This is a genomic window from Amycolatopsis rifamycinica, from assembly GCF_000695625.1.
Classification (GTDB): domain Bacteria; phylum Actinomycetota; class Actinomycetes; order Mycobacteriales; family Pseudonocardiaceae; genus Amycolatopsis; species Amycolatopsis rifamycinica.
Map to the genome: position 1 here is coordinate 112,205 of NZ_JMQI01000054.1, position 24,930 is coordinate 137,134.

At 73.0% G+C, this 24,930-nt stretch carries 17 protein-coding genes and 1 other RNA gene; 14 read left to right on the top strand and 4 right to left on the bottom strand.

What is annotated here, in order from left to right; translation table 11 throughout:
• Positions 1-2 precede the first annotated feature (2 nt).
• The 3 genes from DV20_RS25580 (at position 3) to DV20_RS25590 (ending at position 3,809) form a co-directional block, all read left to right on the top strand.
• Positions 3-740: a zinc ribbon domain-containing protein gene (locus DV20_RS25580; protein WP_043784449.1), complete on the top strand. Its 738-nt coding sequence runs from the start codon at positions 3-5 to the stop codon at positions 738-740.
• The gene (locus DV20_RS25585; RefSeq protein WP_235190950.1) at positions 737-1,882 is read left to right on the top strand and encodes a bifunctional RNase H/acid phosphatase; all 1,146 of its coding nucleotides are present in this window, start codon (positions 737-739) and stop codon (positions 1,880-1,882) included. The genes DV20_RS25580 and DV20_RS25585 overlap by 4 nt, the downstream gene beginning before the upstream one ends.
• 184 nt (positions 1,883-2,066) lie before the next feature.
• Positions 2,067-3,809, top strand: coding sequence for a hypothetical protein (locus tag DV20_RS25590; RefSeq protein WP_043784453.1), 1,743 nt, complete (start codon positions 2,067-2,069; stop codon positions 3,807-3,809).
• 17 nt (positions 3,810-3,826) lie between these two features.
• Here DV20_RS25590 and DV20_RS25595 read toward each other — a convergent pair whose 3' ends face one another.
• The 4 genes from DV20_RS25595 to DV20_RS25610 all read right to left on the bottom strand — a co-directional run bounded on the left by DV20_RS25595 (position 3,827) and on the right by DV20_RS25610 (position 9,164).
• On the bottom strand, positions 3,827-5,068 hold the full coding sequence (locus tag DV20_RS25595; protein WP_043784455.1) for an SLC13 family permease: 1,242 nt from the start codon (positions 5,066-5,068) through the stop codon (positions 3,827-3,829).
• A 244-nt stretch (positions 5,069-5,312) separates the two neighbouring features.
• Complete coding sequence (locus DV20_RS25600) at positions 5,313-8,165, bottom strand: helix-turn-helix transcriptional regulator (protein ID WP_043784457.1); 2,853 nt, start codon at positions 8,163-8,165, stop codon at positions 5,313-5,315.
• 31 nt (positions 8,166-8,196) lie between these two features.
• A complete protein-coding gene (locus DV20_RS25605) occupies positions 8,197-8,589 on the bottom strand; it encodes a hypothetical protein (RefSeq protein ID WP_043784458.1) in 393 nt (130 codons plus the stop codon).
• On the bottom strand, positions 8,586-9,164 hold the full coding sequence (locus DV20_RS25610) for a sigma-70 family RNA polymerase sigma factor (RefSeq protein WP_043784460.1): 579 nt from the start codon (positions 9,162-9,164) through the stop codon (positions 8,586-8,588). Before DV20_RS25610 ends, DV20_RS25605 begins: the two co-directional genes overlap by 4 nt.
• Positions 9,165-9,411: 247 nt before the next feature.
• Between DV20_RS25610 and DV20_RS25615 the strand changes: the two genes are divergently transcribed.
• The 11 genes from DV20_RS25615 (at position 9,412) to DV20_RS25660 (ending at position 21,487) form a co-directional block, all read left to right on the top strand.
• Positions 9,412-10,083: a DUF4142 domain-containing protein gene (locus DV20_RS25615; RefSeq protein ID WP_043784463.1), complete on the top strand. Its 672-nt coding sequence runs from the start codon at positions 9,412-9,414 to the stop codon at positions 10,081-10,083.
• Positions 10,084-10,091: 8 nt separating this feature from the next.
• On the top strand, positions 10,092-10,904 hold the full coding sequence (locus tag DV20_RS25620) for a ferredoxin (protein ID WP_043784466.1): 813 nt from the start codon (positions 10,092-10,094) through the stop codon (positions 10,902-10,904).
• Positions 10,901-12,136 (top strand): NAD(P)/FAD-dependent oxidoreductase, encoded by a 1,236-nt coding sequence (locus DV20_RS25625; RefSeq protein ID WP_043784468.1) that lies wholly within the window; start codon positions 10,901-10,903, stop codon positions 12,134-12,136. The genes DV20_RS25620 and DV20_RS25625 overlap by 4 nt, the downstream gene beginning before the upstream one ends.
• Positions 12,137-12,156: 20 nt before the next feature.
• Positions 12,157-12,548, top strand: an RNA gene (gene rnpB / locus DV20_RS43170) — RNase P RNA component class A.
• Positions 12,549-12,656: 108 nt separating this feature from the next.
• A complete protein-coding gene (locus tag DV20_RS25630; protein ID WP_043784470.1) occupies positions 12,657-13,511 on the top strand; it encodes an SCO6745 family protein in 855 nt (284 codons plus the stop codon).
• 457 nt (positions 13,512-13,968) lie between these two features.
• Positions 13,969-14,235 (top strand): hypothetical protein, encoded by a 267-nt coding sequence (locus tag DV20_RS25635; RefSeq protein WP_084093659.1) that lies wholly within the window; start codon positions 13,969-13,971, stop codon positions 14,233-14,235.
• 10 nt (positions 14,236-14,245) lie between these two features.
• Positions 14,246-14,731: a hypothetical protein gene (locus DV20_RS25640; protein ID WP_043784472.1), complete on the top strand. Its 486-nt coding sequence runs from the start codon at positions 14,246-14,248 to the stop codon at positions 14,729-14,731.
• Between the two features lie 3 nt (positions 14,732-14,734).
• On the top strand, positions 14,735-17,689 hold the full coding sequence (locus DV20_RS25645) for an ATP-binding protein (protein ID WP_043784474.1): 2,955 nt from the start codon (positions 14,735-14,737) through the stop codon (positions 17,687-17,689).
• A 106-nt stretch (positions 17,690-17,795) separates the two neighbouring features.
• Entirely contained in the window at positions 17,796-19,877 is a 2,082-nt protein-coding gene (locus DV20_RS25650; protein ID WP_043784476.1) for a hypothetical protein, read from the top strand.
• Between the two features lie 3 nt (positions 19,878-19,880).
• A complete protein-coding gene (locus DV20_RS25655) occupies positions 19,881-20,483 on the top strand; it encodes a hypothetical protein (RefSeq protein ID WP_043784478.1) in 603 nt (200 codons plus the stop codon).
• A gap of 23 nt (positions 20,484-20,506) precedes the next feature.
• Positions 20,507-21,487: a C40 family peptidase gene (locus DV20_RS25660; protein WP_456356075.1), complete on the top strand. Its 981-nt coding sequence runs from the start codon at positions 20,507-20,509 to the stop codon at positions 21,485-21,487.
• Positions 21,488-24,930: the final 3,443 nt, after the last annotated feature.

The window sequence follows — 24,930 nt, forward strand, 5'->3', positions numbered from 1 at the left end:
CCGTGAAGGCCGAACCCGCCGTGCAGCGCCAGTTGCTCGAGCTCGCCAAGGTGGACGCCGAGCTCTCGCGCACCGCACACCGCCGCCGCACCCTGCCCGAGCTGGCCGAGATCGACGCGGGGGAGAAGACCGTCCGCGAGCGCCGCGACGCGCTCGTCTCGGTGGAGACCGCCGCCTCCGACCTCGACCGCGAGATCGCCCGGCAGGAGAAGGAGATCGAGTCGGTGCGCGCCCGCGAGGAGCGCGACCGCAAGCTCCTGGCGTCCGGTTCGGTCAACTCCAAGCAGATGACCGACATCGAGCACGAACTGCAGTCGCTGGAACGCCGCCAGCGCGCGCTGGAGGACGACCTGCTGGAGCTGATGGAGCAGCGCGAGGCCCTCGGCCTGGACGCGCAGCGCACCGGCGCCGAGGTCGACAAGGCCGAGGCCGAGGTCGCCGCCGCGATCGCCCGCCGCGACGAGGCGTTCAAGGACCTCGACACCACCCGCGCCCGCCGCGACGAAGACCGGGTGAAGCTGTTGCCGCGCTTCCCGGAACCGCTGCTCAAGCTGTACGAGCGGGTCCGCGAGCACAAGGGCATCGGGGCCGCGCTGCTGCGCGCCCGCCGCTGCGGCGCCTGCCAGCTGGAGCTGGACCGCAACACGGTCAACGAGATCAAGGCCGCGCCGGAGGACGAGGTCATCCAGTGCGAGAACTGCGGCGCGATCCTGGTCCGGACCCTGGAGTCGGGTCTGTGACGTCGCATGTGGTCGTCGAGGCCGACGGCGGCTCCCGCGGCAACCCGGGCCCCGCCGGTTACGGCGCGGTGGTGAAGGACGCCGACGGCGACGTCCTCGCCGAGCGCAAGGAAAGCCTCGGCGTGGTCACCAACAACGTCGCCGAGTACAACGGCCTGATCGCCGGCCTGGCCGCCGCCGCCGAGCTCGGGGCGTCCACTGTGGACGTCCGGATGGACTCGAAGCTCGTGGTGGAGCAGATGTCCGGGCGCTGGAAGATCAAGCACCCGGACATGCAGCCGCTGGCCGAGCGGGCCAAGGAGCTGGCCTCCGGGTTCTCCCGCGTCAAGTACGAGTGGATCCCGCGCGCGCAGAACTCGCACGCCGACCGGCTGGCCAACGAGGCCATGGACGCCGCGACCGGCAAGCCCGCCGCCGGCCGCCCCGGCACCGCGGCCTCGGCGGCCGCCAAGCCGAAGCTGCCGACCCGCAAGCCCGACCGCGCGACGGTGGCCTGGACGGGCGCGCAGGGCACCCCGACCCGGCTGCTCCTGCTCCGCCACGGCCAGACCGAGATGTCCGCACTCCGGCGCTACTCCGGCCGCGGCGACGTCCCGCTCACCGAGCTGGGCCGGACGCAGGCCGCCGCGGCGGCGAAGCGGCTGGCCGCGACCGAAGGCCTGGTCGTCGACGGCGAGGCCGTCCCGATCATCTCCTCGCCCCTCACCCGCACGAAGCAGACCGCGCAGGCCGTCGCCGACGCGCTCGGCGGCCGCGTCGAGACCCATCCCGGCCTGATCGAGACCGACTTCGGCGAGTGGGAGGGCCTGACGTTCGCCGAAGCGGCCGACCGCGACCCGGAGCTGCACTCCTCGTGGCTGGGCGACAGCTCGGTCCCGCCGCCCGGCGGGGAGAGCTTCGACGTCGTCCACCGGCGCGTCCGCAAGGCCCGCGACGAGCTGATCGCCGAGCACGGCGGCCGGACGTTGGTACTGGTCAGCCACGTGACGCCGATCAAGACCCTGCTCCGGATGGGCCTCGACGCGGGGCCCCAGCTGCTGTTCCGGCTGCACCTGGACCTGGCGTCGCTGTCGATCGTCGAGTTCTACCCGGACGGGAACGCTTCGGTCCGGCTCGTCAACGACACCTCGCACCTGGCCTGACCCGCGCAAATGTGGGGTGGATCACGCTCAAGCCCGACGCGTGGCGGACCCCGGATGGGGTATTGGCTACAGTGTCTCGACCGCGTCGCCGCGGTGGCGGGTCGGCAAGATCGACCCAGTCAGGGGGCGCCAGCTCGCGCGTATCCCACCGGCAGAAGCCTGCGGGCGGAACAGTGACGAGGACATGACGGCTAGCGCACTCACCGAGACCTCTCCCAGCGACGTCCCCGAGGACCCGGCCACCACCACGGCCGCCCGCGGCTGGGGCGCGCGCCTGGCGCCGGTGCTGGCCGTGCTCGCCGGCGTCGCGGCCGTCGCGGTGCACGCCACCCGCTACGGCCACTGGATCGTCGACGACGCCGCCATCACCTTCTCCTACGCCCGCAGCTTCGCCGACGGCCTCGGCCCGGTGCTGCAGCCGGGCGCCCCGCCGGTCGAGGGCTTCTCCGACCCGACGTGGATGGTGCTGCTCGGCCTCGGCAAGCTCGTCGGCCTGTTCGACCACGGCGTGCTCTTCGGCATCCCGGACTACGTGCTGTTCCCGAAGGCGCTCGGCCTGCTGTTCACCGGCGGTGTCCTGACGGCCTGCCACTTCGCCGCGAAGGAGATCTTCAGCCGCTTCGCGTGGCTGGCGACGCTGGTCGCCGGCCTGACGCTGGCGACGATCCCGTCGTACGTCATCTGGGTCGTGTCCGGCCTGGAGAACTCGCTGTTCGCGTTCGCGGTGGTCACCCTCGGCGTGACGCTGTTCGTCTCGGTCAAGCGGGACGTCCTGCTGACGCCGAAGGTCGCGCTGTGGTCCGGGGTGATGGTGGCGTTCGCCGCGCTGACCCGCCCGGAAGGCCTGATCTACGCGGGCGCGTACCCGCTCGCGGCGCTGTTCCTGCTGCGGTCCGGGCTGTTCTGGAAGAGCTTCCGGCTCGCGCTGCTGTCGGTGGCGGCGTTCGCCGTGCCGTTCGGCGCGTACGTCGTCTGGCGGCACGCGGAGTTCGGCCGGCTGCTGGCCAACCCGTCGGTGGCCAAGCAGCAGGGCCTGCCCGGGTTCGACGCGGTGAAGCGGCCGTTCGAGCTGGTCGGCTACGCGGGCTGGGCCGGCGTGATCGCGCTGGCGCTGGTGATCGTGTTCGCACTGGCCAAGGCGCCGTGGCGGCGTCCGCTGATCGCGCTGCTGGTGCCGCTGGGGCTGGGGATCGTCGCGTACGGCGTGATGGTCGCCGACTGGATGTACCAGCACCGGTTCGCCAGCCCGATCTGGGCGCTGGCGGTCATCGCGGGCACGCTGTCGGCCGGTGAGCTGCTGCGTCACCGGCAGGTGCTGCTGCGGGCCGGGATCGTCGTGGTGCTGGTGGGTGCGTTCGTCCCGTCGGCGGTCGGGTTCGCCGCCTCGGCCGACAAGTTCGCGAAGAACCCGAACATCACGGCGTGCCTGGTGGCCGACCGCTTCGGCCGCGGCTTCAACACCTACGCCGACATCCTCGGCCTGCAGAAGGCGTCGCTGCTGCTGCCGGACCTCGGCGGCTCGTCGATGACCAGCCGGCTCGAGCTGGTCGACATGGCCGGCCTGGTGAACAAGCCGATCGCCGACCTGGTGCACGACAACGACCTGCAGGGCCTGCGCGACTACGTGTTCGACACGGTCAAGCCGACGTTCATCCACTCGTGGGGCCCCTGGGCGGCGGGCAACGGCATCGCGCTCGACCCCCGCCTCGACCGCGACTACCTGCTGATCTACAGCTCCCCGATCGAGGGCCTCCGCAACGGCGACTGGGTCCGCCGCGACGCGGTGACGGACCCGGCGAAGCTGAAGGCGGCCCAGGACTACGCGGCGACGACGATCCCGGCGGTGGCCGCGGACCGCTTCGGCGGCCCCTTGGACGACTGCGGCCCGACGATGCACCCCGGCCAGACGATCCGGATGCCCAGCTGAGCCTGAAGTCCTCCCGATCACGCGGCCAGGCCGAGGCTCAGCCAGAGCGCGACGGTCGCCGCGGCCAGGCTGAGCGGGGTGGTGAGCGCCCCCAGGGCGTGGAACGTCCTGGGGGAGGGCGGCTCCGGGAGCGTCCGGCGCCACAGCAGCGTCGCCAGTGAGCCGAGGTAGCTCGCGTTCGGGCCGATGTTGACGCCGAGCAGCACCGCCAGCAGCACGCCCGGCGCCGGGTGCGGGCCCAGCACCGACAGCAGGATGAGCGTGGCAGGCAGGTTGTTGACCAGGTTGGCCAGCAGCGCCGCCACCCCGGCCGCGACCAGCAGGTCGACCAGGCCCGTCGACGCCGGCAGGACGTCGCGGAGCAGGCCGCCGAGCAGGTGCTCCGACACGGCCTCGACCACGACCGCCAGGCCCAGCACGAACAGGCACAGCTGCGGCGCCGCCTCGGTGACCAGCTGCCACGGCCGGATCTTCCCCCGCGCCAGTGCGCGCACGCCGAGGACGAGCGCGGCCAGCGCGGCGATCCAGACCGGCTCGACGTGCCCGAGCTGCCCGACGGCGAACCCGGCGAGCGTGAGGCCGAGGACGACGAGGGCGAACGTCGGCGTCTCGAGGTGCCGGCGCGGTTCGGGCGTCTCGCGCGGCCGCAGGTCGGCGGCGAAGAAACGCAGGAACACCACGAGCTCGACGGCGAGCGTGACCAGCCACGGCAACGCCATCAGCGCGGTGAACCCGGCGAAGGTCAGCCCGGACGCGGCGAACGCCAGCAGGTTCGTCAGGTTCGACACGGGCAGCAGCGTCGACGCCGAGTTCGCCAGGTGCGCGCAGGCGTAGACGTGCGGCCGGGCGGGCAGTTCCAGGCTCCGCGCGGTCGCGAGGACCACGGGGGTGAGCAGCACGACGGTGGCGTCGAGGCTGAGGATCGCGGTGACCCCGGCCGCGGCGGCGAAGGTGAGCACCAGCAACCGCCGCGGACGGCCGTGGCACGCCTCGGCGAGCCGGTTGCCGAGCCAGGCGAAGACGCCGTCGACACTGGCCAAAAAGGACAAAAGCAGGATGGCGGCCAGAAAGCCCAGAGTGGGCAGGATTTCGACGGCCCGCTCCCCGGCCGCGGCGGGCGGAACGAGACCGAGAAGCAGCACGACCCCGGCAGCGGGCACGGCGGCGACGGCTTCGGGCCACCCCCGCGGCCGGACGATGGCGAAGACGAGCACACCGGCCAAGAGCAGCAGGCTGGCCGCACCCGCGAGGAGATTCACGCGTTCACGCTAACCGCGGCCCGTTTTCGTCGGTGCCACCGGGTAGCGTGGAAAACGGGGGGCGCCCCCGCGCGGCCAGGGCGGATGCCGAGCGGCGGCGGGGTTTCGTGCGGGTGGGTCGCCGATCGACCGGGCGAGGGTCGGCCGGGGCGGATGCCGGGCGCGGGTGGGGGTTTTGCGGCGGTTGGTTGCCGATCGACCGGCGTTCCGTCCGAAGTGGACTTCACCCCGGCCCGGCAGTGGCTCAGCGACCGTCCACCCGAGGCGAGGACTTCGCCAGCGCCCCACCCAGCTCCGCCCGCCCGGGAATCCCCAGCTTCCGGTACGCCCCGGACAGGTGCAGCTCCACCGTCCGCCGCGTCAGGTGCAGGGCCGTCGCGATCTCGCGGTTCGTCAGGCCCTGTGCCGCCATCACCGCGATGCGGTTCTCCTGCCGGGTCAAGCCGTGCTCGTTGTCCTTCGCCGGCGTCAGTGCCCGGCGGGCCGAGCGCAGCTCCTCCGCCGCGCGCCGGGCCAGCGGGCGGGCTCCGCACTGCTCGCTCAGCTCCACCGCCTGCCGCAGCGTCTCGATGGCCTTTTCGGACTGACCGTGCCGTGCCTGCAGCGTGCCCAGCTCCGTCAGCGCCGTCGCCAGCTGCAACCGCGACGGTGACGACCGCAGCGTGGTGATCGCCTTCTGCAGCGCGCGTTCCGCCTCGTCGTCCTCGCGGACCAACCCCATGGTCGTCAGCGCCGTGCCGAGCGGGCGGGCCGCGCCCCAGCGGGCCGCCGCGGTGATGTCCTCTTCGGCCAGCCGGGCCGCGTCGTCGGTCTGGCCGAGGGCCAGTGCCGCTCGCGCCGCGTGCGCGCGCCACGGGACGAATCCCGGGAACCGCATGCCGTGGTGGGCCAGCCGGCGTCCGCAGCTCAGCAGGTCCTCGAACCCGAACCGCGTGTACCCCGTCGCCACGCGCAGGCGCCCGCGCGCGTACAGCAGGTACGTGTGCGTGAACAGGCCCTGGCTGGCGACGAAGTCCATCCGGTCCAACAGGGACGTCGCCGCCTCGAAGCGGCCCAGGTCCACCCAGCACTCGACGAGCTTCGCCGCGCACAGCACGCCGACCGGGCAGGTCGTCGTCGCGCCGCGCTCGTCGAAGCGGCGCAGCAGCGATTCGAAGTGGACGCTCGCGCGCTGCAGGTCGCCGCCGGCCTGCAGGGCGATCCCGCGGGCCAGGGTCGGCAGCGCGCCGTGCGGCACGTGCACGTCCCACGGCTCCCGCTCGACGTCGAGGACCCGGCACAGCCGGTCGATGTGCGCCGGCTCGTCCGAGAGCACCGCGGTGGCCAGCGTGAAGAAGTAGTGCTGCTCGAACAGCTCGCCGTCGTCGCCGGACACTCCTCGGGGGCTCCGGGTGGCGGAGCCCCCGGCCCGGGCCGGAACCCCGGCTTGACTCAGCGCGTCCGCGAAGTGCCCGACGGCCTCCTGCGCCGACTCGCCGCTGCGGACCGCGTCCAGCGCCAGGAGCGCCGAGCGGCTCCGCTGGGCCGCCGGGTCGGTCAGCGGTGCCCACTGCTCCTCGAAGTCGCGGAACTCCGGGGGCGGGCCCAGCCGGCTGCCGGCCTCGGCGAGGTAGGTCATGCACAGCAGCGGCCACACCGCGTCCGGGCCGCCCGCGTCGAGCCGCGCCGCGATCTGGCCGGCCGCGCTGATCCCGAGCCGGGCGTCCTGGCCGCCGCAGAGCGACAGCAGCATCGCGGTGGCGATGTACGCGGCCGTCTCGCGGTTGCCGACCGTGTCGACGGCTTCCCGCACCCGCTTCGCCGCGCCGGGCGGGTCGAACTGGAACTCCGCGTGCGCGAGCTGCAGCAGTACGGCCATCCGGCGCCCGGACGTCAGCCGTTCCTCCAGCGCCCGCCGCAGGTGCCGCGCGGCCAGCTCGGGCCGTCCGGAGAACACCGCGTCGCGCGCGCTCAGCCGCAGCACGTCCACGGCCCACGGGATCCGGATCGACGTCGCTTCCAGCAGGTGCGCGGCCACGCGCTCGGGCGGCGCGCCCGCCTCGGTCAGCAGCTTCGCCGCCCGGGAGTGGTTGACCGCGCGCGTGGTCTGCGGCATGTCCTTGAGCAGGGAGTTGCGGACGAACGAATAGGTCAGGGCCGGCTGCTCGCTGTTGCTCAGCACGTGCAGCCGGACCATGGTGTCGATCGCCTGCAGCGCGTCGAGCTCGTCGACGCCGGCCAGCCGGGCCAGCAGGTCGAAGCCGGCGTCCTCGCCGAGGATGGCCGCCGCGTGCAGGATGGCCGGCGCGTGCGGGAACTCCTGCACCCGCGTGGTGAGCACCTGCCCGATCAGCGACGAGCCGAGCTCGTGCGGGTCCGCGCCGGGCAGCAGCCGCGGCCGCATCGCCTGCAGCAGCACCGGGTTGCCGCCGGTCGCCTCGCGGCAGGCGGAGGCCAGCTCCCCGGGGGCGAGGCCGAGGACCTCCGCCGCGGCCGCGTCGCCGAGGCCGTTCAGCGTGATCGTGACCGGCGTGCTCCCCACCATGTCCAGCAGCGCGACCTCGCGGTGCTGGGGGTAGCCGACGACGGACGTCAGGACGAGCAGCACCGGCCGGTCGAGCACGCGGTTGCGGAGGTAGGCCAGGCACCGCATGGACCAGGCGTCGGCCAGGTGGATGTTGTCGATGCCGAGGAACAGCGGACCCCGGTCGGTCGCGTCGCGGACGATCCGGAAGAAGAGGTCGAGCGCTTCGCTCTCGCCTGCCGTCCCGCACAGCTCGGCGACGGGCGGGCGCGGCGGCGCACCCGGCTCCTCGAGGGCGTCGGCGAGCTGGCGGACGAGCCCGCCCGCGAGGTGGCTCTCCAGCCGTGACCCGGTGGCCGTCGCGACGGTGAAACCCGCGTCCGCGGCCAGCGCCGCGGCCGTCCGCAGGATGGCGCTCTTGCCCATGCCGAACTCGCCCGCCACCACCGCGCTGGCGGCCGCGCCGCCCAGCACGACCGGGAAGAGACCGGTCAGGCGGCCGAGCTCGGGCTCGCGGCCGGGGAGCCGCGGGGCCGGACGCTTCGGTACCGAAGCCCCGCCGGCGGGGTGCTCGGGATTTACTTCGGTATCCACCGTAAGGACTTTCATGTTGGGTTGGGGCAGACTACTGGAAAGCGGCCGACCACGGGAGTGACCGCGCAGCGCGGCCGGTACCGGCCACGACCTGACCAGGGGAGACGATGGACGCAGCCGATGCGAACCGGATCTTCCCGGTGGACGGCCGGTGCGCGCAGAGGGCCATCGCGGCCACGCCGACCGCCAGCAGCAGGAGCGGGCCGGCCGACGGCCCGGCCGGCTTCCGGCGCCGGGCCGCACCGCCGTCGCCCGGCGGCAGGTAGCCGAGCCGCACCGCCTCCGCCAGCGCGCCGGTCACCGGGGTGAACCCCGCGACCCGGCCCCGGCAGCGGGCGCAGCCGAGCAGGTGGGCCTCGAACCCTTCGGGATCGTCGTGGACACCGAGCCCGTAGGCCGCGGCGTCGCCCTTCCGCCCCCTCATCGGATCGTCACTTCCCCGAGCGCCTTCCGCAATTGCCGCATCGCCGTGTACAACCGCGATTTGACAGTTCCCTCCGGAATTCCGAGTATTTCCGCCGCCTGCCGGACGGTGTTTCCAGCGAGATACGTCTCGTAGATGACCGACTGATATTTCGCGTCCAGTTCTCGCAATGCCCGAGTAATCGTTAGCGCCGCTAACGAGCTGTCCGCCCGGTCGGCGGACTCGGCGTTTTCCGGGATCTCCAGAGCGACCTCCTGCGGGCGGACGCGGCGATTCCTCCAGCCGTCGATGACGATCCGCCGGGCCACCGTGAGCAGCCATCCGCGCAGCATTCCGGGCTCGCGCTCGAGCGTGTCGGAGTGCTGCCAGGCGCGGATCATGGTCTCCTGCACCACGTCTTCGGTCCACTGTCGATCGTGGTTGGTCAGGGCCAGTACCTGCGAAAACAGGGTGGCGCGGAAGTCCTTGTAGAGCAGTGGCACGAGGTCGTCTCCCGCGGCCGGGCCGGCGGCGGCCGCGGTCGCGGTCGGCGCGTAACCGACGGGGCCGCGGCTTTGTCTTCCCAGTGCATCCATAAAGCTCGCAACCTCACCTGACTGGCGGACCGTGGGGCCATCGGAGCGTAGCGCAAAACCACTTAATAGGCCATATGTATTAGTTTCGCCGCCTAATTCGACACGGTGCCGACGGGCGCCGCGGTGAACCGGTTCAGAATGCTTGTTGTGATGCACGTCACAGGTCACTGAAAGGTGACGCCGAGAACCGGATCACCCTTCTCCCCGTAACAGGAGGTGAGGACTCCTTTGCGAAGGGACAACGGGGATGCCGCTCCGATTCGTGGCGTTGCTGGCCGCCGCCACCGCGCTCGTGCTGGGCTGCGCGGGGCCGGCGGTGGCCGGGGAACTGCAGCAGACCGACCGCACCCTGCTGGCCCGGCTCAAGCAGCACACGCTGTGGGCCGTGCCGTCGAGCAGGCTCGCCGCCGACCGCGCCACCAACCGGCGCGTGCGCGCCGTCGCCGTCCGCATCGCCGACGACCAGGCCCGCCTCGACGTCGCCCTGCGCGCGGTCGCCGACCGCCTCGCCGTCACCCTGCCGGGGGAGCCGACCGGCCGGGAACGGGCCTGGGCCGACGAGATCGCCGCCGGCTCCGGCGACGCGTTCGACCGCGCGTACGTCAACCGCCTCCGCGCCGAGTACGGCACGCTCTTCGGGCTCGCTTCCGACGTCCGCGCGGGCACCCGCGACGACGACGTCCGCGCCTTCGCCCAGACGGCCGTCGACACCTCCCTCGGGCACCTGACGCTCCTCGAGAGCACCGGCCTCGCCGAGACCACGTCCCTGCTCGTATCCGCCACCGAGGACGACACCCTCGGCGGTGGCGCCATCGCCCTCGGCGCCGGTTTCGTGGCCCTCGCCGCCGTCGCCACGTTCGGCCTGCTCCGCCTGCTCGGAACCCCCGGCAGGCCCTCCTCGCCGCGCCCCCGGAGGTAAGCCGCCCCATGTCCCCATCCGCCGCGCTGATCCCGGTGTCCCCGCACGACACCGGGATCGCCGAGGCCGCCGCGCTGTCCGGCCGCCTCACCTACCTCTGCATGTGCCTGACGCTGTGCTGGGGCGTCCTGGCCGCCACCGGCTGGGTCCGCCGGTTCAGCGGCCAGGACGCGATCCGCGCCGGGCACGTCGTGCTCGCCGCGTTCACCCTCGCCACGGGCACCCTGCACGGGCTGACCTTCCTCTTCCTGGAGGACGACCCCTTCGGCGTCGCCGACCTGCTCCTGCCGTTCTACGACGGCACCCCACGGCACGCGCTGGGCGTCGCCGGCCTCGAGCTCGTCATCGCCGTGTCCGTGACCGCGGCGCTGCGCCGCGGCGCCCGCGAAGGGCGCTGGCTGCGCTTCCACCAGGCCGGGTACCTCGCCATCGGCCTGCTCGCCGGGCACGCCTGGCTCGGCGCCATCTCCGGCGGGCACCTCGCCGTCGTCTGGCTCGCCGGCATCACGCTGCTCGTCCCGCCGGTGCTGCTGTCGGTCCTGCGCGTGCTGCCCGCGGCCGTGCTCGCTCGCGCCGGGCTGGTGACGCCGCCGCCCGCCGCGGCGGACCCGGAACCGGCCACCGTGCGCGTCGACGTCGACAGCCGGCGCTGTCACGCCTACGGGGTCTGCCAGTCCGAGGCGCCCCAGGTCTTCCAGCTCGGCCCGGACGGGCAGCTCGCCTACGAGAAGCGCCCGGAGCCCCGGCTGGTCCCGCACGTCCAGGCCGCCGCGCGCGCCTGCCCCATGAGAGCCATCCACCTGTTGGGAGCCACCCGATGAGCGAACGCATCGTCATCGCCGGAGCCGGCCTGGCCGGCCTGCGCGCGGCCGAACGGCTGCGCGAACTCGGGTTCGACGGCGAAGTCGTCGTCCTCGGCGCCGAGCCCGACATCGCCTACCACCGGCCGGCGCTGTCCAAGCAGCTGCTCACCGGCGCGGTCAGCCGGGCCGACACGCTGCTCGCCGACCCGCTGGAAGTCGACGCCGAATGGCGCTTCGGCACACCCGTCACCGCGCTGTCGCCGAACCGGCAGGTCGTGCACCTGCGCGACGAGGAACTCCACTACGACGGCCTGATCATCGCCACCGGCGTCGAGCCGCGCCGGATGCCGGGCGCGCCGCACGGCCACCCCCGCGTGGTCGTCGTCCGGACGCTGGCCGACACGATCGCGCTGCAGCGCGCCCTCGCCTCGAACCCCGGCCCGGTCGCCGTCATCGGCGACGGCTTCATCAGCTGCGAAGTCGCGTCCAGCCTGCGCGAGATGAACCGCGAGGTCGTCCTCTTCGGACGCGCCAGAGCCCTGCTGGCCGACGTCCTCGGGCCCGACATCGGCGACTGGCTCACGGCCCTGCACACCGCCCGCGGCGTCCACCTCGAACTCGGCACCACGATCCGCCGCTGGCGGCCCGCGCCGACGCACGTCGGCCTGGAGTTCGCCGACGGCCGCGCCCTCGACGTCGCCTGCGTCGTCGTCGCCGTGGGCAGCGTGCCGGCCGTGTCCTGGCTGCGCGGCGCCAAGCTCCCGCTCGACGACGGGGTCGTCTGCTCGGCGACCTGCCACGTGGTCGGCTCGTCGACGATCGTCGCGGCCGGCGACGTCGCCCGCTGGCCCAACCTCCGCTTCGACCCCGCACCGCGCCGGGAGGAGCACTGGCTCAACGCCGTCGAGATGAGCCGGGCCGCGGCCGGGAACCTCCTCGCCGGACCGCAGGGTTCGCCGGCCTACACGCCGGTGCCGCGCTACTGGTCCGAGCAGCACGGCGTCCGCATCCAGGTCGCCGGCCGCCCGTCGCTGGCGACCGACACCGTCCTGCTGGAGTCGCCCGTCCCGGGCACCCGGCCCATCACCGGGTTCGTCCGCCAGGGCCGGCTCGTCGGCCTGATCGGCCTCGACAGCCCCGCCGCCGTCCTGCACTGGACCGCCGAACTGGCCCGCCAGCACCCGGTGCCCGCCGAGCCGCCGCCCGAGGTCCGGCCCCGCCACCACACCGGGGCCGCGGCCGGTCACTGAGCTACGATCCAGCCTGCGGACGAGCTGGCAGGGCGGTCGCGAGCCGGGTGACCGGCTCGAGGAAAGTCCGGACTCCGCAGGGCAGGGTGGTTGCTAACGGCAACCCGGGGTGACCCGCGGGAAAGTGCCACAGAAAACAGACCGCCCCCGTTTTCGGACGGGGGTAAGGGTGAAACGGTGGTGTAAGAGACCACCAGCGTCCCGGGTGACCGGGGCGGCTGGGTAAACCCCACCCGGAGCAAGGCCAAGAGGGAGCGCGAGCTCCTGCGCAGGCGTTCGAGGACGGCCCGTCCGAGCCTGCGGGTAGGCCGCTGGAGCCTGCCGGCGACGGCAGGCCGAGATGGATGGCCGCCGCCCCGCGAGCCGCAAGGCGACCGGGGAACAGGATCCGGCTTACATGCCAGCTCGTCCGCCTCCCGCGCTCGTGCGGGGGTAAGGCGGGGCAGCACGCGCCTTACCCCTCACGACGCGTGGTGGCGAGAGGTTCCCCCGCGTGGTTACCCGGTAGTAGGGTACCGGCATGGCGGGTGACGAGACGCGGTTCAAGTCGGCTTTCGATTCCTTGCACGCCTTCACCTACTTCGCGCCCGAAGTCGATGCCGCGCTCACCGGCACCGGGCTCCGGCCGGGCCGGATGCCCTACTTCGCGAGCCGGTCCGCGGCCATGGGGGCCGTCGGGCCCGAGGTCGTCGCGGCCACCTTCTACAACTTCAACCCCGAGGTCGTCGCCCGCGTGATCCCGCGCGCCTGGACCCTGGCGACGCCGGAGCAGGTCCTGGACGCGCGGCTCGAGGGCGTCGACCAGGCGCTGACCCGGCTGCTCGGCGACCACGTCAAGAGCGACGAAGTCGCCGAAGCCGCCGAACTCGCGCGTGCCGCGTGTGACGGCTGCACCGGCGAAGGACGTCCTCTCCACGCCGCGCACGCGGGGCTCGCCTGGCCCGGCGAGCCGCACCTCGTCCTCTGGCACGCGATCACCCTGCTGCGCGAGTACCGCGGCGACGGCCACATCGCCGCGCTGGTCCTCAACGGCCTGAGCGGCCTGGACGCGCTGATCACCCACGTCGCCACCGGCCGCGGCTTCGCCGTCGACGCCGCCAAGCTGACCCGCGGCTGGAGCGACGAGCAGTGGGCGGCCGCCGAAGCCGCGCTCACCGAGCGTGGCCTCCTCGACGCCGAGGGCGGGCTCACCGAGGCGGGTACCGCCGTCCGCGACGCGGTCGAGATCGCCACCGAGTCCGCCTCGCGGGGGCCGTGGCTGCACCTCGGGGCCGAGCGCTCCGCCCGGCTCGAAGAACTCTGCCGCGGGCTCAGCCGCCGGATCGTCGAAGCCGGCGCCTTCCCGGAGGGTGTCTTCCACCGCCGGACGGCCTGACCATCGGGTCAAGATCACGCTATGTAGTGAAAGAGTTGTGAAGTGTCGGGCCCTCCGTGACGGACAGCACTCGCGGTGAAGATCGACATGGCCGCCGACCGGCGGGATGTTGTCACGGAACGGACTCGCGGGACACGGCCGTTCGTGTCATGCAACACTGTTCCAAGCCGCACAACGGCCAGAGCGCGAGTACCCACAGTGAGCAAATCCCGGGCATAGGGGTGAGTTCGTCAGCACACTGAGAAGTATGGGTGGCCGGGGTTCAACCCGAGGGCCCTTGCCGCGATGATGGGGGGCGTGCAGATTCCGCGTCCCATCCGCACCACGTCGGTTGACAAGCCAGCCGGTCTCTACGCAGCGCACTTTGACCACTACCCCTCGTAGCCCCCATGATGTTGTTCGAAGCACCGCCTGAGCCAGAACCGCGCGGCCCCCACCGCGCACCGGGAGTATCGCGATGATGACCTTGACCACCCTCGACACGCTGGCCGCCGGCGAACTGGGCACGGGCAACGTGCGCCAGTGGCTGCTCGACAACGTCATCCCCCTGGTGCTGCTGGCCGTCGCACTCCTGCTCCTGTGGCTGGGCGGCGGCAAGGGCGACAACGCCGGTGTCATGCGGCGGCTCGCCGGCGTGGTCATCGCGCTCGCCATCATCGGCCTCGCGGTCAGCGGTGCGGGTGTGGACGTCGGCAAGTGGCTCGCCGGCCTGTTCACGGGCTGAGGCGGACGGCGTGCGCATCAGGACTGATGACGAGGTCTACCGGGTCGACGCCGTGTGGCTCGGCCCGCCGAAAGCGACTTTTCCCTGGAGAGCCCGCTACGTGGCGTGGCTCATCGGCATCCCGACGTTCTTCGTCGTGCTCGGCGTCGAACGCTGGGTGGGGTGGAGCTTCGGGTTCTTCTCGACGGCGTGGGCGTTCGTCGCCACCATCGTGATCACCCGGCTGCTCACGGCCAAGATCAGCCACGAGCGCCCGCTGGGCACCGTGGTCGCGATGGCCGGGCGCGAACTGAACACCCCCAGAGAGGTGACCACGGGCACCGGGGGCGCGGTCAGCGCCAGCCGCGTCCGGGTACGGGCCGAGCGCCCGCTGCCGAAGCACAAGCGGAGGCGGCAGTACCAGCACCACGGTGGCCCGCCGGGTGCCGCCGCTTTCACCCAGGGAGCACCACGAGCGCGCCGGAGCCGGGGCAACTCGGCTCGGGCCGGGAGGTAGTCGTTGTTCGGTCGCGGCGGTAGCCGAGGTAAACGGGGTCGGGACACGCACTCGGGCGCGTGGCAACCGCCCGAGCAGGTCCGCGCGTCGCGGAACGGCTCGGGGAACAAGGCGCGCCTGCCCGGTGAGCAGGCGATTCCCGCCTACACCCCGTCGATCGCGGTGCGCAGCATCGACGGGCACCTGGTCCGCACCGGGGTCGAGGTCTACGCCTGGTACCGGCTGGCGCCGCAGCGCTGGTCGTTCCGGTCGGACTCGCAGCGGCGCGACCTCATCGCGGCCATCGCCGGCCAGTACGCCGAGCTGCAGGGCCGCTGGCTGCACCTGCGCGTGACGAACCGGCCGTACCCGATCCGGATGTGGGCCGAGGCGCACGTCTACAACGCCCACGGCCGCCCGGCCGACGTCCCGGGCGCGCTGTCCTTCGACGACTACCTGATCGGCGAGCAGCAGCAGCTGATGGGCCGCTCGATGGCCGAAAAAGAGGTCTACCTGGGTGTCCAGGTGCAGACCCGGCGGATGGTCGACCGCGCGGTCGAGCGGGCCGCGCCGGTGCTGCGCAAGATCCTGCCCGAGGCCGTCGACGCCGAGCTGACCGCGCTGGACTCCGAGGTCGAGCACCTCGACCAGGTCATCGGCAGCGCCGGGCTGGAAGGCCGCCCGGTGCACGCCGAGGAGATGTCCTGGCTGATGCACCGGTCCTGCTCGCTGGGCCTGCCCGCGCCGCGGAACATGCCCGCCGTGCCCGGTGCGGCCTGGGAGCCGGAGGACCTGGCCAGCTTCACCGACGCCGCCGACTTCTACGCCGAGCCGTACGCGCCGACGGTGACCGTCCGCGGCCGCACCGGCTCCAACGCCGGCGTCTCGCGGCACCTGGCCATCCTGACCGTCGGGCAGATGCACGGCCTGCAGATCCCCGAGGTCGACGACCCGTGGATCCAGCACGCCGACCGCCTGCCCGCCGCGGTCGAAGTGTCCGCGCGCATCTACGTCCGGCGACCCGAAGAGGTCGCCGGTGAGCTGCAACGGCAGATGAACAAGGTCCGTTCGCAGGTCAAGCACTACACCGACGAGCACGAACTCGAGCCGCCGCAGTCGCTGTCCCGGCAGGCCGGCCGCGTGCTGGAGATCGACGACGAGATGACGTCGGGCTTCACCGCGCTGGCCACCCGCGTCCGCTCCTGGTGGCGGCTGGCGGTGTCCGGCCCGACCGAGCGCGACGCGCTGCGCCTGGCCCAGCAGCTGCTCGACCTGTACAAGCCGAAGATCGCCATCGAGCACCCCGAGGCCCAGTACGCGCTGGCCCGGGAGTTCATCCCGGGCGAGCCGCTGGCGTCGGCGGCGTACATGCGCCGCGGCTCGGTGGTCTGGGCGTCCTCGGCGGTCCCGACGGCGACCGCGGAGGTCGGCGACCGCCGCGGCATCCTGCTCGGCGAGACGTGCACGGCGACCCGCCGCCCGGTGGCCTGGGACCCGTGGATGGCCCAGGAGATCCGCGACGGCTCCGGCCTGACGGCCATGGTGGCGGGCCTGGGTGGTGGTAAGTCGTTCCTCGGCGGCGGCATCGTCTACAAGACGCTGCGCGCGGGGGCGAACTGGACGATCCTCGACCCCTCGGGGCCGTTGTCCCGGCTGTGCGACCTGCCGGAGCTGCGGCCGTACGCGCGCCCGATCAACCTGCTCAACGCCCAGCCAGGGATCCTGAACCCGTACCGGGTGGTCGCCGAGCCGCTGATCGAGCACTTCATGGACGAGGACGACCCGGAGCGCTCCTGGCGCCGTGAGAAGGCCCTCGCGGGCGCCACGCGACGGCGTCTGGTGCTGGACGTCCTGCAAGGTGTCCTGCCGTACGAGGTGTCGCGGATGGCCCAGACGCGGATCGTGCTGCTGCGCGCGGTCCGGGCCGTCGGCGGCCGCTTCGACGCGGATCCGGGCCAGGTAATCGATGCCTTGCGCCGGGATGCGTCGGAACACCACGAGCACGCGGGTGTCGTCGCGGACTTCCTCGACGAGATGCGCGAGCGGATGGCGCTGCTGATCCCGGAGACGGACGCGGACCCGTACGCGGAGACGCGTGACGACCGCCTGACGGTCCTGACGATGGCGGGGCTGACCCTGCCGAAGGACGGCGTCCCCCGCGAGTACTGGACGGACGCGGAGAGCCTCGGTGTCGAGATGCTGAACCTGGCGGCGTGGCTGACCCAGCGGTCGGTGTACGAGAAGCCGAAGGAGATGCGCAAGGGCGTCTGGATCGACGAGGCGTTCTTCCTGTCCGAGGTCCCGACCGGGCGCGTGCTGATGAACCGCTTCGCGCGTGACTCGCGCAAGTGGAACGTCCGCGTGCTGCTGTCGTCCCAGATTCCGGCGGACTTCCTGAAGATCCAGGGTTTCGTGGCCCTGCTGGACTCGGTCTTCGTCGGCCGCCTCGACGACGACGACGCCCAGGCCGACGCCTTGAGGCTGCTGAAGGTCCCGGTCGGCGTCGGCTACGAGCAGGTCGTCGCGGCTCTCGGCCGCCGTCCGGGCTCCCAGCGCAGCGGCCTGGAGCGGGACGTGGAACCCCGCCAGTTCATCTTCGGCGACGGTGCCGGCGGCGTGGAGCGCATCCGCGTCGACTTCTCGGGGCCGCACCTGGACCACCTGCGGGCGGTCATGGACACGACGCCGGGCTCGAAGGACGCGGCGCCGTCACGACGTCCGGGCAACGAGCTGGCGCTGCCGGCGGAGGAGAAGAAGCCCTACATCGCGGTGCCCCCGGAGGACGACATCTCCCTGGAACAGGACTTCGAGCTGGCGGCGGAACTGGAGGTCGGCCTGGCCGACGACAACCTCCTGGGCGCCCCGGACCCCTTGGCGTCCGAGACCGGCGAAGTGGAGGGCGGCGTCCAGCCGTCCAACGGGCAGCAGCAACACGCCCGCTCAGGTGGAAAGGGCGGCACCGGCCGGGACGCCGCATGAACGCGGCCCGGGAACGAGGCGTGCGCGCGGATCGGGGCGTGGGCCCCGGCCACCAGCCCGGGCCGCGCCCCGCCGCGGCGACGCGCGTGACCGCGGGGGGTGCGGCATGAACACCCTGCTGACGTTGGCGGTGCTGCTGACGCTGGCCGCCGGGTGGCACGCCGTGAAGCGCCGCATCAAGGAGGGCCCGCCGGCCCGCCGGGTGCCGAGCCGCAAGGCGACCATGTTCGCCGTCATGCTGGTCCTGGGCCTGCAGGCCATCGCCACGGCCCCCGCGGCCAGCGCCGCGGCGTGCGGCGAGGCACCGAACCCGGAGCGCCCGGGGGCCGGGATGGTCGGCGCGATCGACCCGCCGGAAGGTCACGGCGAGCCGAACAGCGCCTACATCGACTACGGCTACGCGGGCATGGTCTGGAACACCTTCGAGACCAACTGCTCGGCGGTGAGCCTCACCCCGCCGGGGTCCACTCTGGACACCTGGGGTGGAAACCAGCTGTTCAACCTGGGCAAGAACATCGTCGGCGCGACCAACTCGCTGCACTACACGGTGCTCGAGGGCGGCCTGCTGAACCCGATCTACAACGCGGTGAAGTCCGGCGCCGAAAAGGTCTACAACAACATCTACGCCCAGCTGTTCGGCCTGGTCGCCCTGATCCTGTCGATCATGATGTTCCGCAACATCTGGCGCGGCGACCTGGCCGCGGTCAGCAAACGGGCGCTCTACGCACTGGCCGGGGTGTGGCTGGCGGCGTCGTCACTGGCGATGCTGCGGTACTTCGACCCGATCGACAAAGCGATCGTCCAGACCACGACGAACATCCAGGCGGGGTTCGTCGACGAGAGCGGCGACCGGATCGTCCGCGACATCCTGCCGACCCAGCTTCACACGCAGATCGTCTACAACAACTGGTTGCGCGGGGAGTTCGGCACGCCGTCGGCCCCGCAGGCCGAGCAGTTCGGCAAGCCCCTGCTCGACGCGCAGGCGTTCACCCGCAACCAGCTGGTCAACGGCGACGACGGCAACCAGTCCGTCATCGACGGCAAGAAGAACGCCTACAAGGACATCTCCACCAAGCTCGGCCCCGCCACCGGCTACTTCACCGGCGAGGCCGGCGGCCGCACCGGTGCCGGGTTCCTCTCCCTGGGCCAGGCCCTCGTCTACTCGCTCTTCCAGCTCCTGGCCAAGGCGAGCGTCCTGCTCGCCCAGGTCCTCATCCGCCTCTTCGCGCTGACCGCCCCGCTCATCGGTCTCGTCGCCCTGCTGCACCCGGAGATCCTGCGCCGCGTGCTCAAGGTCGCCGGCGGCGTCGCCTTCAACCTCGTCGTGCTCTCCGTGCTCGCCGGGGTGCACGCCCTGCTGCTGCAGGCCATCTTCGACGCCGGCAACTCGCTGAACATGCTCACGCAGATGGTGCTCGCCGGGCTCATCACCGTGCTGCTGTTCATGGTCGGGCGGCCCGTGCGGCGGCTGTGGCAGATGGTCGAGATGTCGGTCAGCATGGTCGGCGCCGCCGTGCCGTCGCCGGGCGGCGGGATCTTCTCGCGCTTCAAGCGCAACCGCACCGGCCCGACGCCGCAGGACGAGTTCTGGCAGAACGTCCGCGACACCGACGACGTCGTCGACGGCGAGCAGCGCGGTCCGCTCGGCGCCACCGCCGGTGGCGGCCGGTTCCGGCCGGAAGCCACGATCTTCGCCAACGCCCAGCGCCTCGACAACGGCTCCGGCGCGTCCCGCCCGGCCGCCGCGTGGTCCGGCGCGTGGCCGGGGGCCGTCGGAGGCGGCGGATCCGCGGGCGCGCTGCCCGCGGGCGGGCGTCCCGGCGCTCCGGTGTTCGGCCAGTACAACCCGGCCAACGGCGACGGCGGCGAGTACGTCGTCGTCGGACCGGGCGGCCGTCCGACGACGCGGGAGGAGAGCCGGCGCGTCGACACCTCGCCGGTGGCCGACCGGCGCTGGAGCGACGAGCCCGAGCCCGTCGTCGTGCCGTCCGACCTGCGCGCGCCCGAATCCGGGTTCAGCGACTTCCCGGCCCAGGACGCCCCGCGGGTGCCGGGTGTGCGCGCCCAGCCGCGTCGCGTGGACCCCGAGGTCGTCGCGGGCAAGCCGGTCTTCGTGCTCTACCGGCCGTCGCGCGGCATCGAGGTCCGCGAGGAACCGCGGGACACCGACCAAGCCATGGGGCGGTGACCGATGCCGATCCGCACCAACCGCGGCCGGGCCGCGGTCTACCGCCGCCTGTGGGGCTGGCCGCTGCGTTCGCCCCGCCACCTGATGGGGACGCTGGTCTTCCTCGCCATCCTGGTCACCGCGCTCGGCATCGTGCTGCCCAAGGTGGTCGGCAAACCGCAGGCCAAGGCGTCGCCGGGCGGCCCGGGGACGACCACGTCGGTCACGACGACCCAGCCGGGCGTCGCGGCGCCGGTCCCGACGTCGAACCTGCCGACAAGGCTGTCCACGCCGCTGGCCACCCCGACGCCGGCCGCGCCGAACGGCGACGCGATCCGCGTCGCCAAGGAGTGGGCCGCGGCCTGGGTGAAGCACCCGGCCGGCATCACCTCCGAGCAGTGGCTCGCGCAGCTGAAGCCGTTCACCACCGAGGAGTACCTGCCGCAGATGGCGACGGTCGACCCGGCGAACATCCCGGCGACGAAGGTCACCGGTGAGCCGGTCGTCGGCACGTCGTACCCGAGCTCGGTGCAGCTGACCATCCCGACCGACGGGCCGAAGCTCGCCATCACGGTGGTCAGCACCAACGCCGGCTGGCGGGTCGCCGACTACGACCAGGCGAGCTGACCGTGCGGCGCCTGGGGCTCTGGCTGGGGCTGGTCGTGTTCCTCGCGATCGGCGCACTGGTCGTGACCGCGGTCGCCGCGAAGGTCGTCGTCGACAACCAGCAGGCGCAGGCCCGGGGCGTCAACCTGATGAGCTGCGACGCCTCGGTCGGGCCGACGCAGCCGGGCCAGGGCGACCGCGGCACGGTCGACGCGTCGAAACTCGACGACGAGCAGCGCGGCATCGTCGCGCTGATCATTTCGATCGGCAAGCAGCGAACGCTGGCGCCGCGCGCGTGGCAGGTCGCGATCCAGGCCGGGATGACCGAGTCCGGGCTGCACAACCTCACCTACGGCGACCGCGACTCCCAGGGCATCTTCCAGATGCGGCCGTCGATGGGCTGGGGCTCGATCGCCGAGGTCACCAACCCGACGTACGCGGTCAACAAGTTCTACGACGTGCTGCTCGCGGTCCCGGACTGGGAGAACAAGCGCCCAGGCGACGCGGCCCAGGCGGTGGAGCGCTCGGGCTTCCCGGACCGCTACCACAAGTGGGAGCCGATGGCGGCGACGCTGGTGGAGACGGTCGGCGAGGTCGTCGACGTCGTCGCCTGCGGTACCGGACTGGGGGCGCTGCTGCCGCCCAGCCAGGCGGCCGGGCAGGCGATCAGTTTCGCGCTGGGCGAGCAGGGGAAGCCGTATGTGTGGGGCGCCACGGGCCCGAATTCGTACGACTGTTCGGGCCTGATGCTCCGGGCGTACGAGTCGGCGGGGATCATCCTGCCGCGCGTCTCACGCGACCAGTACCACGCCGGCGCGTACCTGCCGGTGCGCGACGCGCAGCCCGGTGACCTGCTGTTCCTCGCCACGGATCCGTCCGATCCGTCGTCGATCCACCACGTGATGATGTACCTGGGCGACAACAAGATCGTCGAAGCGCAGCAGACCGGCGTCCCGGTGCACACCCGGGCCTTCTCGTTCGACGAGCGCGAACTCGTGCCGCAGGCGGTCCGCCCCGGCGTTTAGCATGGGTCGCGAGGGCCTGGACAGAATCGGCCGATTGACCGACGTCGCGGCGCTTCCACGAGCAGGTGGCCGCGTACTGGCAGAGGATGAGCACGTGGGACGCAAATTCGGCAGGAGGGGCAAGCCCGCAGCGGGCGAGCCCCGGGACCCGGCGGCGCTGTTCGGCGCGCCTCAGCCGCCCCGGCAGAGCGCGCGTCCCGCGTCCAGCACACCGCTCGCCGACCAGCTGAGCCAGGGGTACCCCGGCGTGGACGCGGGGTACGTGGTCCTGCCGCGCTCGCTGGCGGAGGGGATGTCGCTGCCGTGGCAGCACCAGATGGCGGCGCTGCTGGCCCAGTTCCACGCGGAGAACGCGGGCCTGGCCTGGCCGATTTACCGGGTGGTGCCGTCGCGCTACGAGAAGCTGGCGGACCTCGACGAGGAACAGCTCGCGGAGGCGGGCTACCTGGTGGAGATGGACGCGGACGGCGAGATGGTCTACCGCGAGCGCAGCGGCCGCAAGGTACCGGACCCGGAGAACACGTCGGTCCTGGTGTCCTGCCTGGACCCGATCCCGAAGCCGGCGGCCCGCCCAGCCCCCCCGGCGGCCTCGCCCACCGGCCCGGCCGCGGCACCGGCCCCCATGAACATCGGCCCGGCCCCGGTGTGGCGGACGGTGCCTCAGCCGCCGCCATCGGAGCAGCACGTGGGCCGTGCCCAGCGCCCCGACCCGGCGCCGGGAGCGGCGGAGCCGGAGTGGTCGGCGACGCCCGAGCCGGACCTGCCGGGCCCGGTGAAGGCACCATCACCACCTCGGCACGCGGCGCCGGTGCCGCCTGGCCCGGGGTCGGCTCAGCCGCCTGGGTTCGCTTCGCCGGCGGGTGAGGTGGTGGAGTCGGACCTGCGGGGTGTGAACCGGCCGGCCGGTGGTGCGCCGGTATCGGTGGAGTCGCCGCTGCGGGAGGAAGCCGCTTCCACGCCGGTGCCTCGACGGGAGACAGCTGTCTCGGCGCCGGACCAGCCGGGCGGTGCTGCGTCGCCTTCGCCTTCGTCTTCGTCTTCGGCGGAATCGGTGCCCGAGGTGCGGCCGGAGATGGCCGCGCCGGCACCGAGTCAGCCGGAGGCGGCTGCTTCGGCCCCGACCCCGGATGGATCGGTATCGCAGGAAGCCCCGGCCGAGCCGGTGCTGCAGGAACAGAGCCGGTCCGATGTCGCTGCACCGGCATCGCCCCAGGGCGCGGACCAGCCGCAAGACGCCGCACCGGCATCGCAGGAGACGGACCGGCCGGAGGACGAAGTCCCGGCATTGACCGCACCGGCTTCGGAGGAAACCCCCCACCCCGAGGCGGCCGAACCCCCGGCGGCCAGGCCGCACGAGCCTGGCACTGAGACGGCCCCCACCGAGCCGGCGGCGAGCGAAGCGGCCCGAAGCGAGATGGCTGAGCCCGCAGAGGCGACGGGCGAAGCAGCCCGAAACGAGGCGGCTGAGCCCGCCGCAGCGGAGCAGAAGCCGGCCCATCTGAGCGAGCCAGATCTCCAGCCGAGCCCGCCCACTGCGCCGCAGGAAGCGTCATCGGCGATTCCGCAGCCCCAGCCGCCGGCCGTGCAGCCTCCCGCCGAGCCGCAAAAGGCCCCCGACTTCCCCCAGCCGACGGCAACCGCAGGCGACGGGCAGCCGCCTGCCGAGTCTCCGGCGGCTTCCGAAGCGCGTTCGCCGCAGGCAGCCGCAATGGACGGGCAGCCGCCTGTCGATTCGCCGGTGGTTCCCGATGCGGCTTTGCCGCCGGAGCCTGCGCCGCTATCCGCACCGAGTGCTGAGCAGCCCTCGGTCGAGTCGCAAAAAGGCTCCGACCTTCCGCGGCCGACGGCAGCCGCGGGTGGCGTGCAGCCGTCCGCCGATTCGCCGGTGGCTCCCGATGCGGCTTTGCCGCCAGAGCCTGCGCCGCTATCCGCACCGGGTGCTGAACAGCCCTCGGTCGAGTCGCAAAAAGGCTCCGACCTCTCGCAGCCGGCCGCAGCCGCGGATGGCGTGCAGCCGTCCGCGGAAACGGCGGCGGGTTCAGATTCGGCTTCGCCGCCAGAGCCTGCGCCGCTGTCCGCACCGGGCATCGAGCAGCCGCCGGCCGAGTCGCAAAAAGCTCCCGACCTCCCACAGCCGACGGCAGCCGCAGTTGGCGTGCAGCCGTCCGCCGAATCGCCGGCGGTTCCCGATGCGGCTTCGGCGACGGCCGTGGCCTCGGGAGCGCACGTGGCCGCCGAATCGCAGGCATCCGGTACCGCCGTTTCGCAGCCGGGGGCCCCGGGAAGGCAGCTGCCCGCCGAGCCGGAGGTAGCCGAGGCGGCTTCGCAGCCGTCGGCCGCCGAATCGAAGTTGGCACCCGATGTCCAGCAGCCGACGGCAGCCGCAGGTGGCGTGCAGCCGCCCGCCGATTCGCCGGCGGCCTCGGGTGTGCAGTCGGCCGCTGGGCCGCAGGCCGCCGATGCTCGGCAGATCGGTGACTCGAGTGACGCAGCTCAGCCCGTCTCACCTGAGGGGCAGCCTCCGATGATCGGCTCCCACCTGCCCCAGCCGCCCTGGGGGCCTGCCGGTTTGGCAGCTCCCGGCATCGATCCGGCCCCCGCACCGGCACACGGAACCGGTCCGGTGCCGGGTGCCGCACCCGGGCAGGGCACACCCCCGGCTCCTGCGCACGGCCTCAGCCCCACCCCCGCACCAGCGCCCAGCTCGACGCAAGGCCCGGCCGGTTCCCCGATGGCACCCGGCTCCGGTCCACTCGGCTCTCCCGCGGCAGCCGCCCCTGCTCCGGCTTCCAGCCCGGGGCAGGGCACAGGCCCGGCAGGTGCCCAGACGGCACCGGGCCCTGCCGCAGTGGTCGGCCCGGCCGGTAGCTCGGCGCAAGGCCCAGCCGGTTCCCCGGTGGCACCCAGCTCCCGCTCGCTTGGTTCCCCCGCGGCACCCGGCCCTGCTCCCGCTTCCGGCCCGGCGCAGGGCGCTAGCCCGGCAAGTTCCCAGCCAGCACCCGGCACTGCCGCAGGGCCGGGCCCGGTCGGCAGCCCGGTGCAAGGCACTCCGCCGCTCACCGCCCACCCGGCACCCAGCTCAGCATCAGGGTCCAGCCCGGCACCCTCAGTCCACTCGGCACCTGGCTCGGCATCGGCGCCCGACCCGGCGGCTCACCCAGCGCCCACGGCTCACCCGGCACCCTCAGTCCACCCGGCTCCCGGCACACCACCGGCGCCCGCCCCGGCGGCTCACTCAGCGCCCCCGGCCCACTCGGCACCTTCAGCCCACCCGGCACCCGGCACAGCCCCGGCGCCCGCCCCGGCGGCTCACCCAGTGCCCGCAGCCCCTACGGCACCTGCCCCCACCCACCCGGCACTACCGCCCACCCCGGCGGCCCCTCCACCGCCCACCTCAACCCACCCGGGCTCCACGCCGCCCCCAACCCCCGGCCACCAACCCG

What these genes read in the sequence shown, in the direction of transcription:
- DV20_RS25610 (WP_043784460.1), bottom strand. Translation starts at nt 9,164, where the DNA reads ATGGATGCACTGGGAAGACAAAGCCGCGGCCCCGTCGGTTACGCGCCG.
- DV20_RS25615 (WP_043784463.1), top strand. Translation starts at nt 9,412, where the DNA reads ATGCCGCTCCGATTCGTGGCGTTGCTGGCCGCCGCCACCGCGCTCGTG.
- DV20_RS25620 (WP_043784466.1), top strand. Translation starts at nt 10,092, where the DNA reads ATGTCCCCATCCGCCGCGCTGATCCCGGTGTCCCCGCACGACACCGGG.
- DV20_RS25625 (WP_043784468.1), top strand. Translation starts at nt 10,901, where the DNA reads ATGAGCGAACGCATCGTCATCGCCGGAGCCGGCCTGGCCGGCCTGCGC.
- DV20_RS25650 (WP_043784476.1), top strand. Translation starts at nt 17,796, where the DNA reads ATGAACACCCTGCTGACGTTGGCGGTGCTGCTGACGCTGGCCGCCGGG.
- DV20_RS25655 (WP_043784478.1), top strand. Translation starts at nt 19,881, where the DNA reads ATGCCGATCCGCACCAACCGCGGCCGGGCCGCGGTCTACCGCCGCCTG.
- DV20_RS25630 (WP_043784470.1), top strand. Translation starts at nt 12,657, where the DNA reads ATGGCGGGTGACGAGACGCGGTTCAAGTCGGCTTTCGATTCCTTGCAC.
- DV20_RS25635 (WP_084093659.1), top strand. Translation starts at nt 13,969, where the DNA reads ATGATGACCTTGACCACCCTCGACACGCTGGCCGCCGGCGAACTGGGC.
- DV20_RS25605 (WP_043784458.1), bottom strand. Translation starts at nt 8,589, where the DNA reads ATGAGGGGGCGGAAGGGCGACGCCGCGGCCTACGGGCTCGGTGTCCAC.
- DV20_RS25590 (WP_043784453.1), top strand. Translation starts at nt 2,067, where the DNA reads ATGACGGCTAGCGCACTCACCGAGACCTCTCCCAGCGACGTCCCCGAG.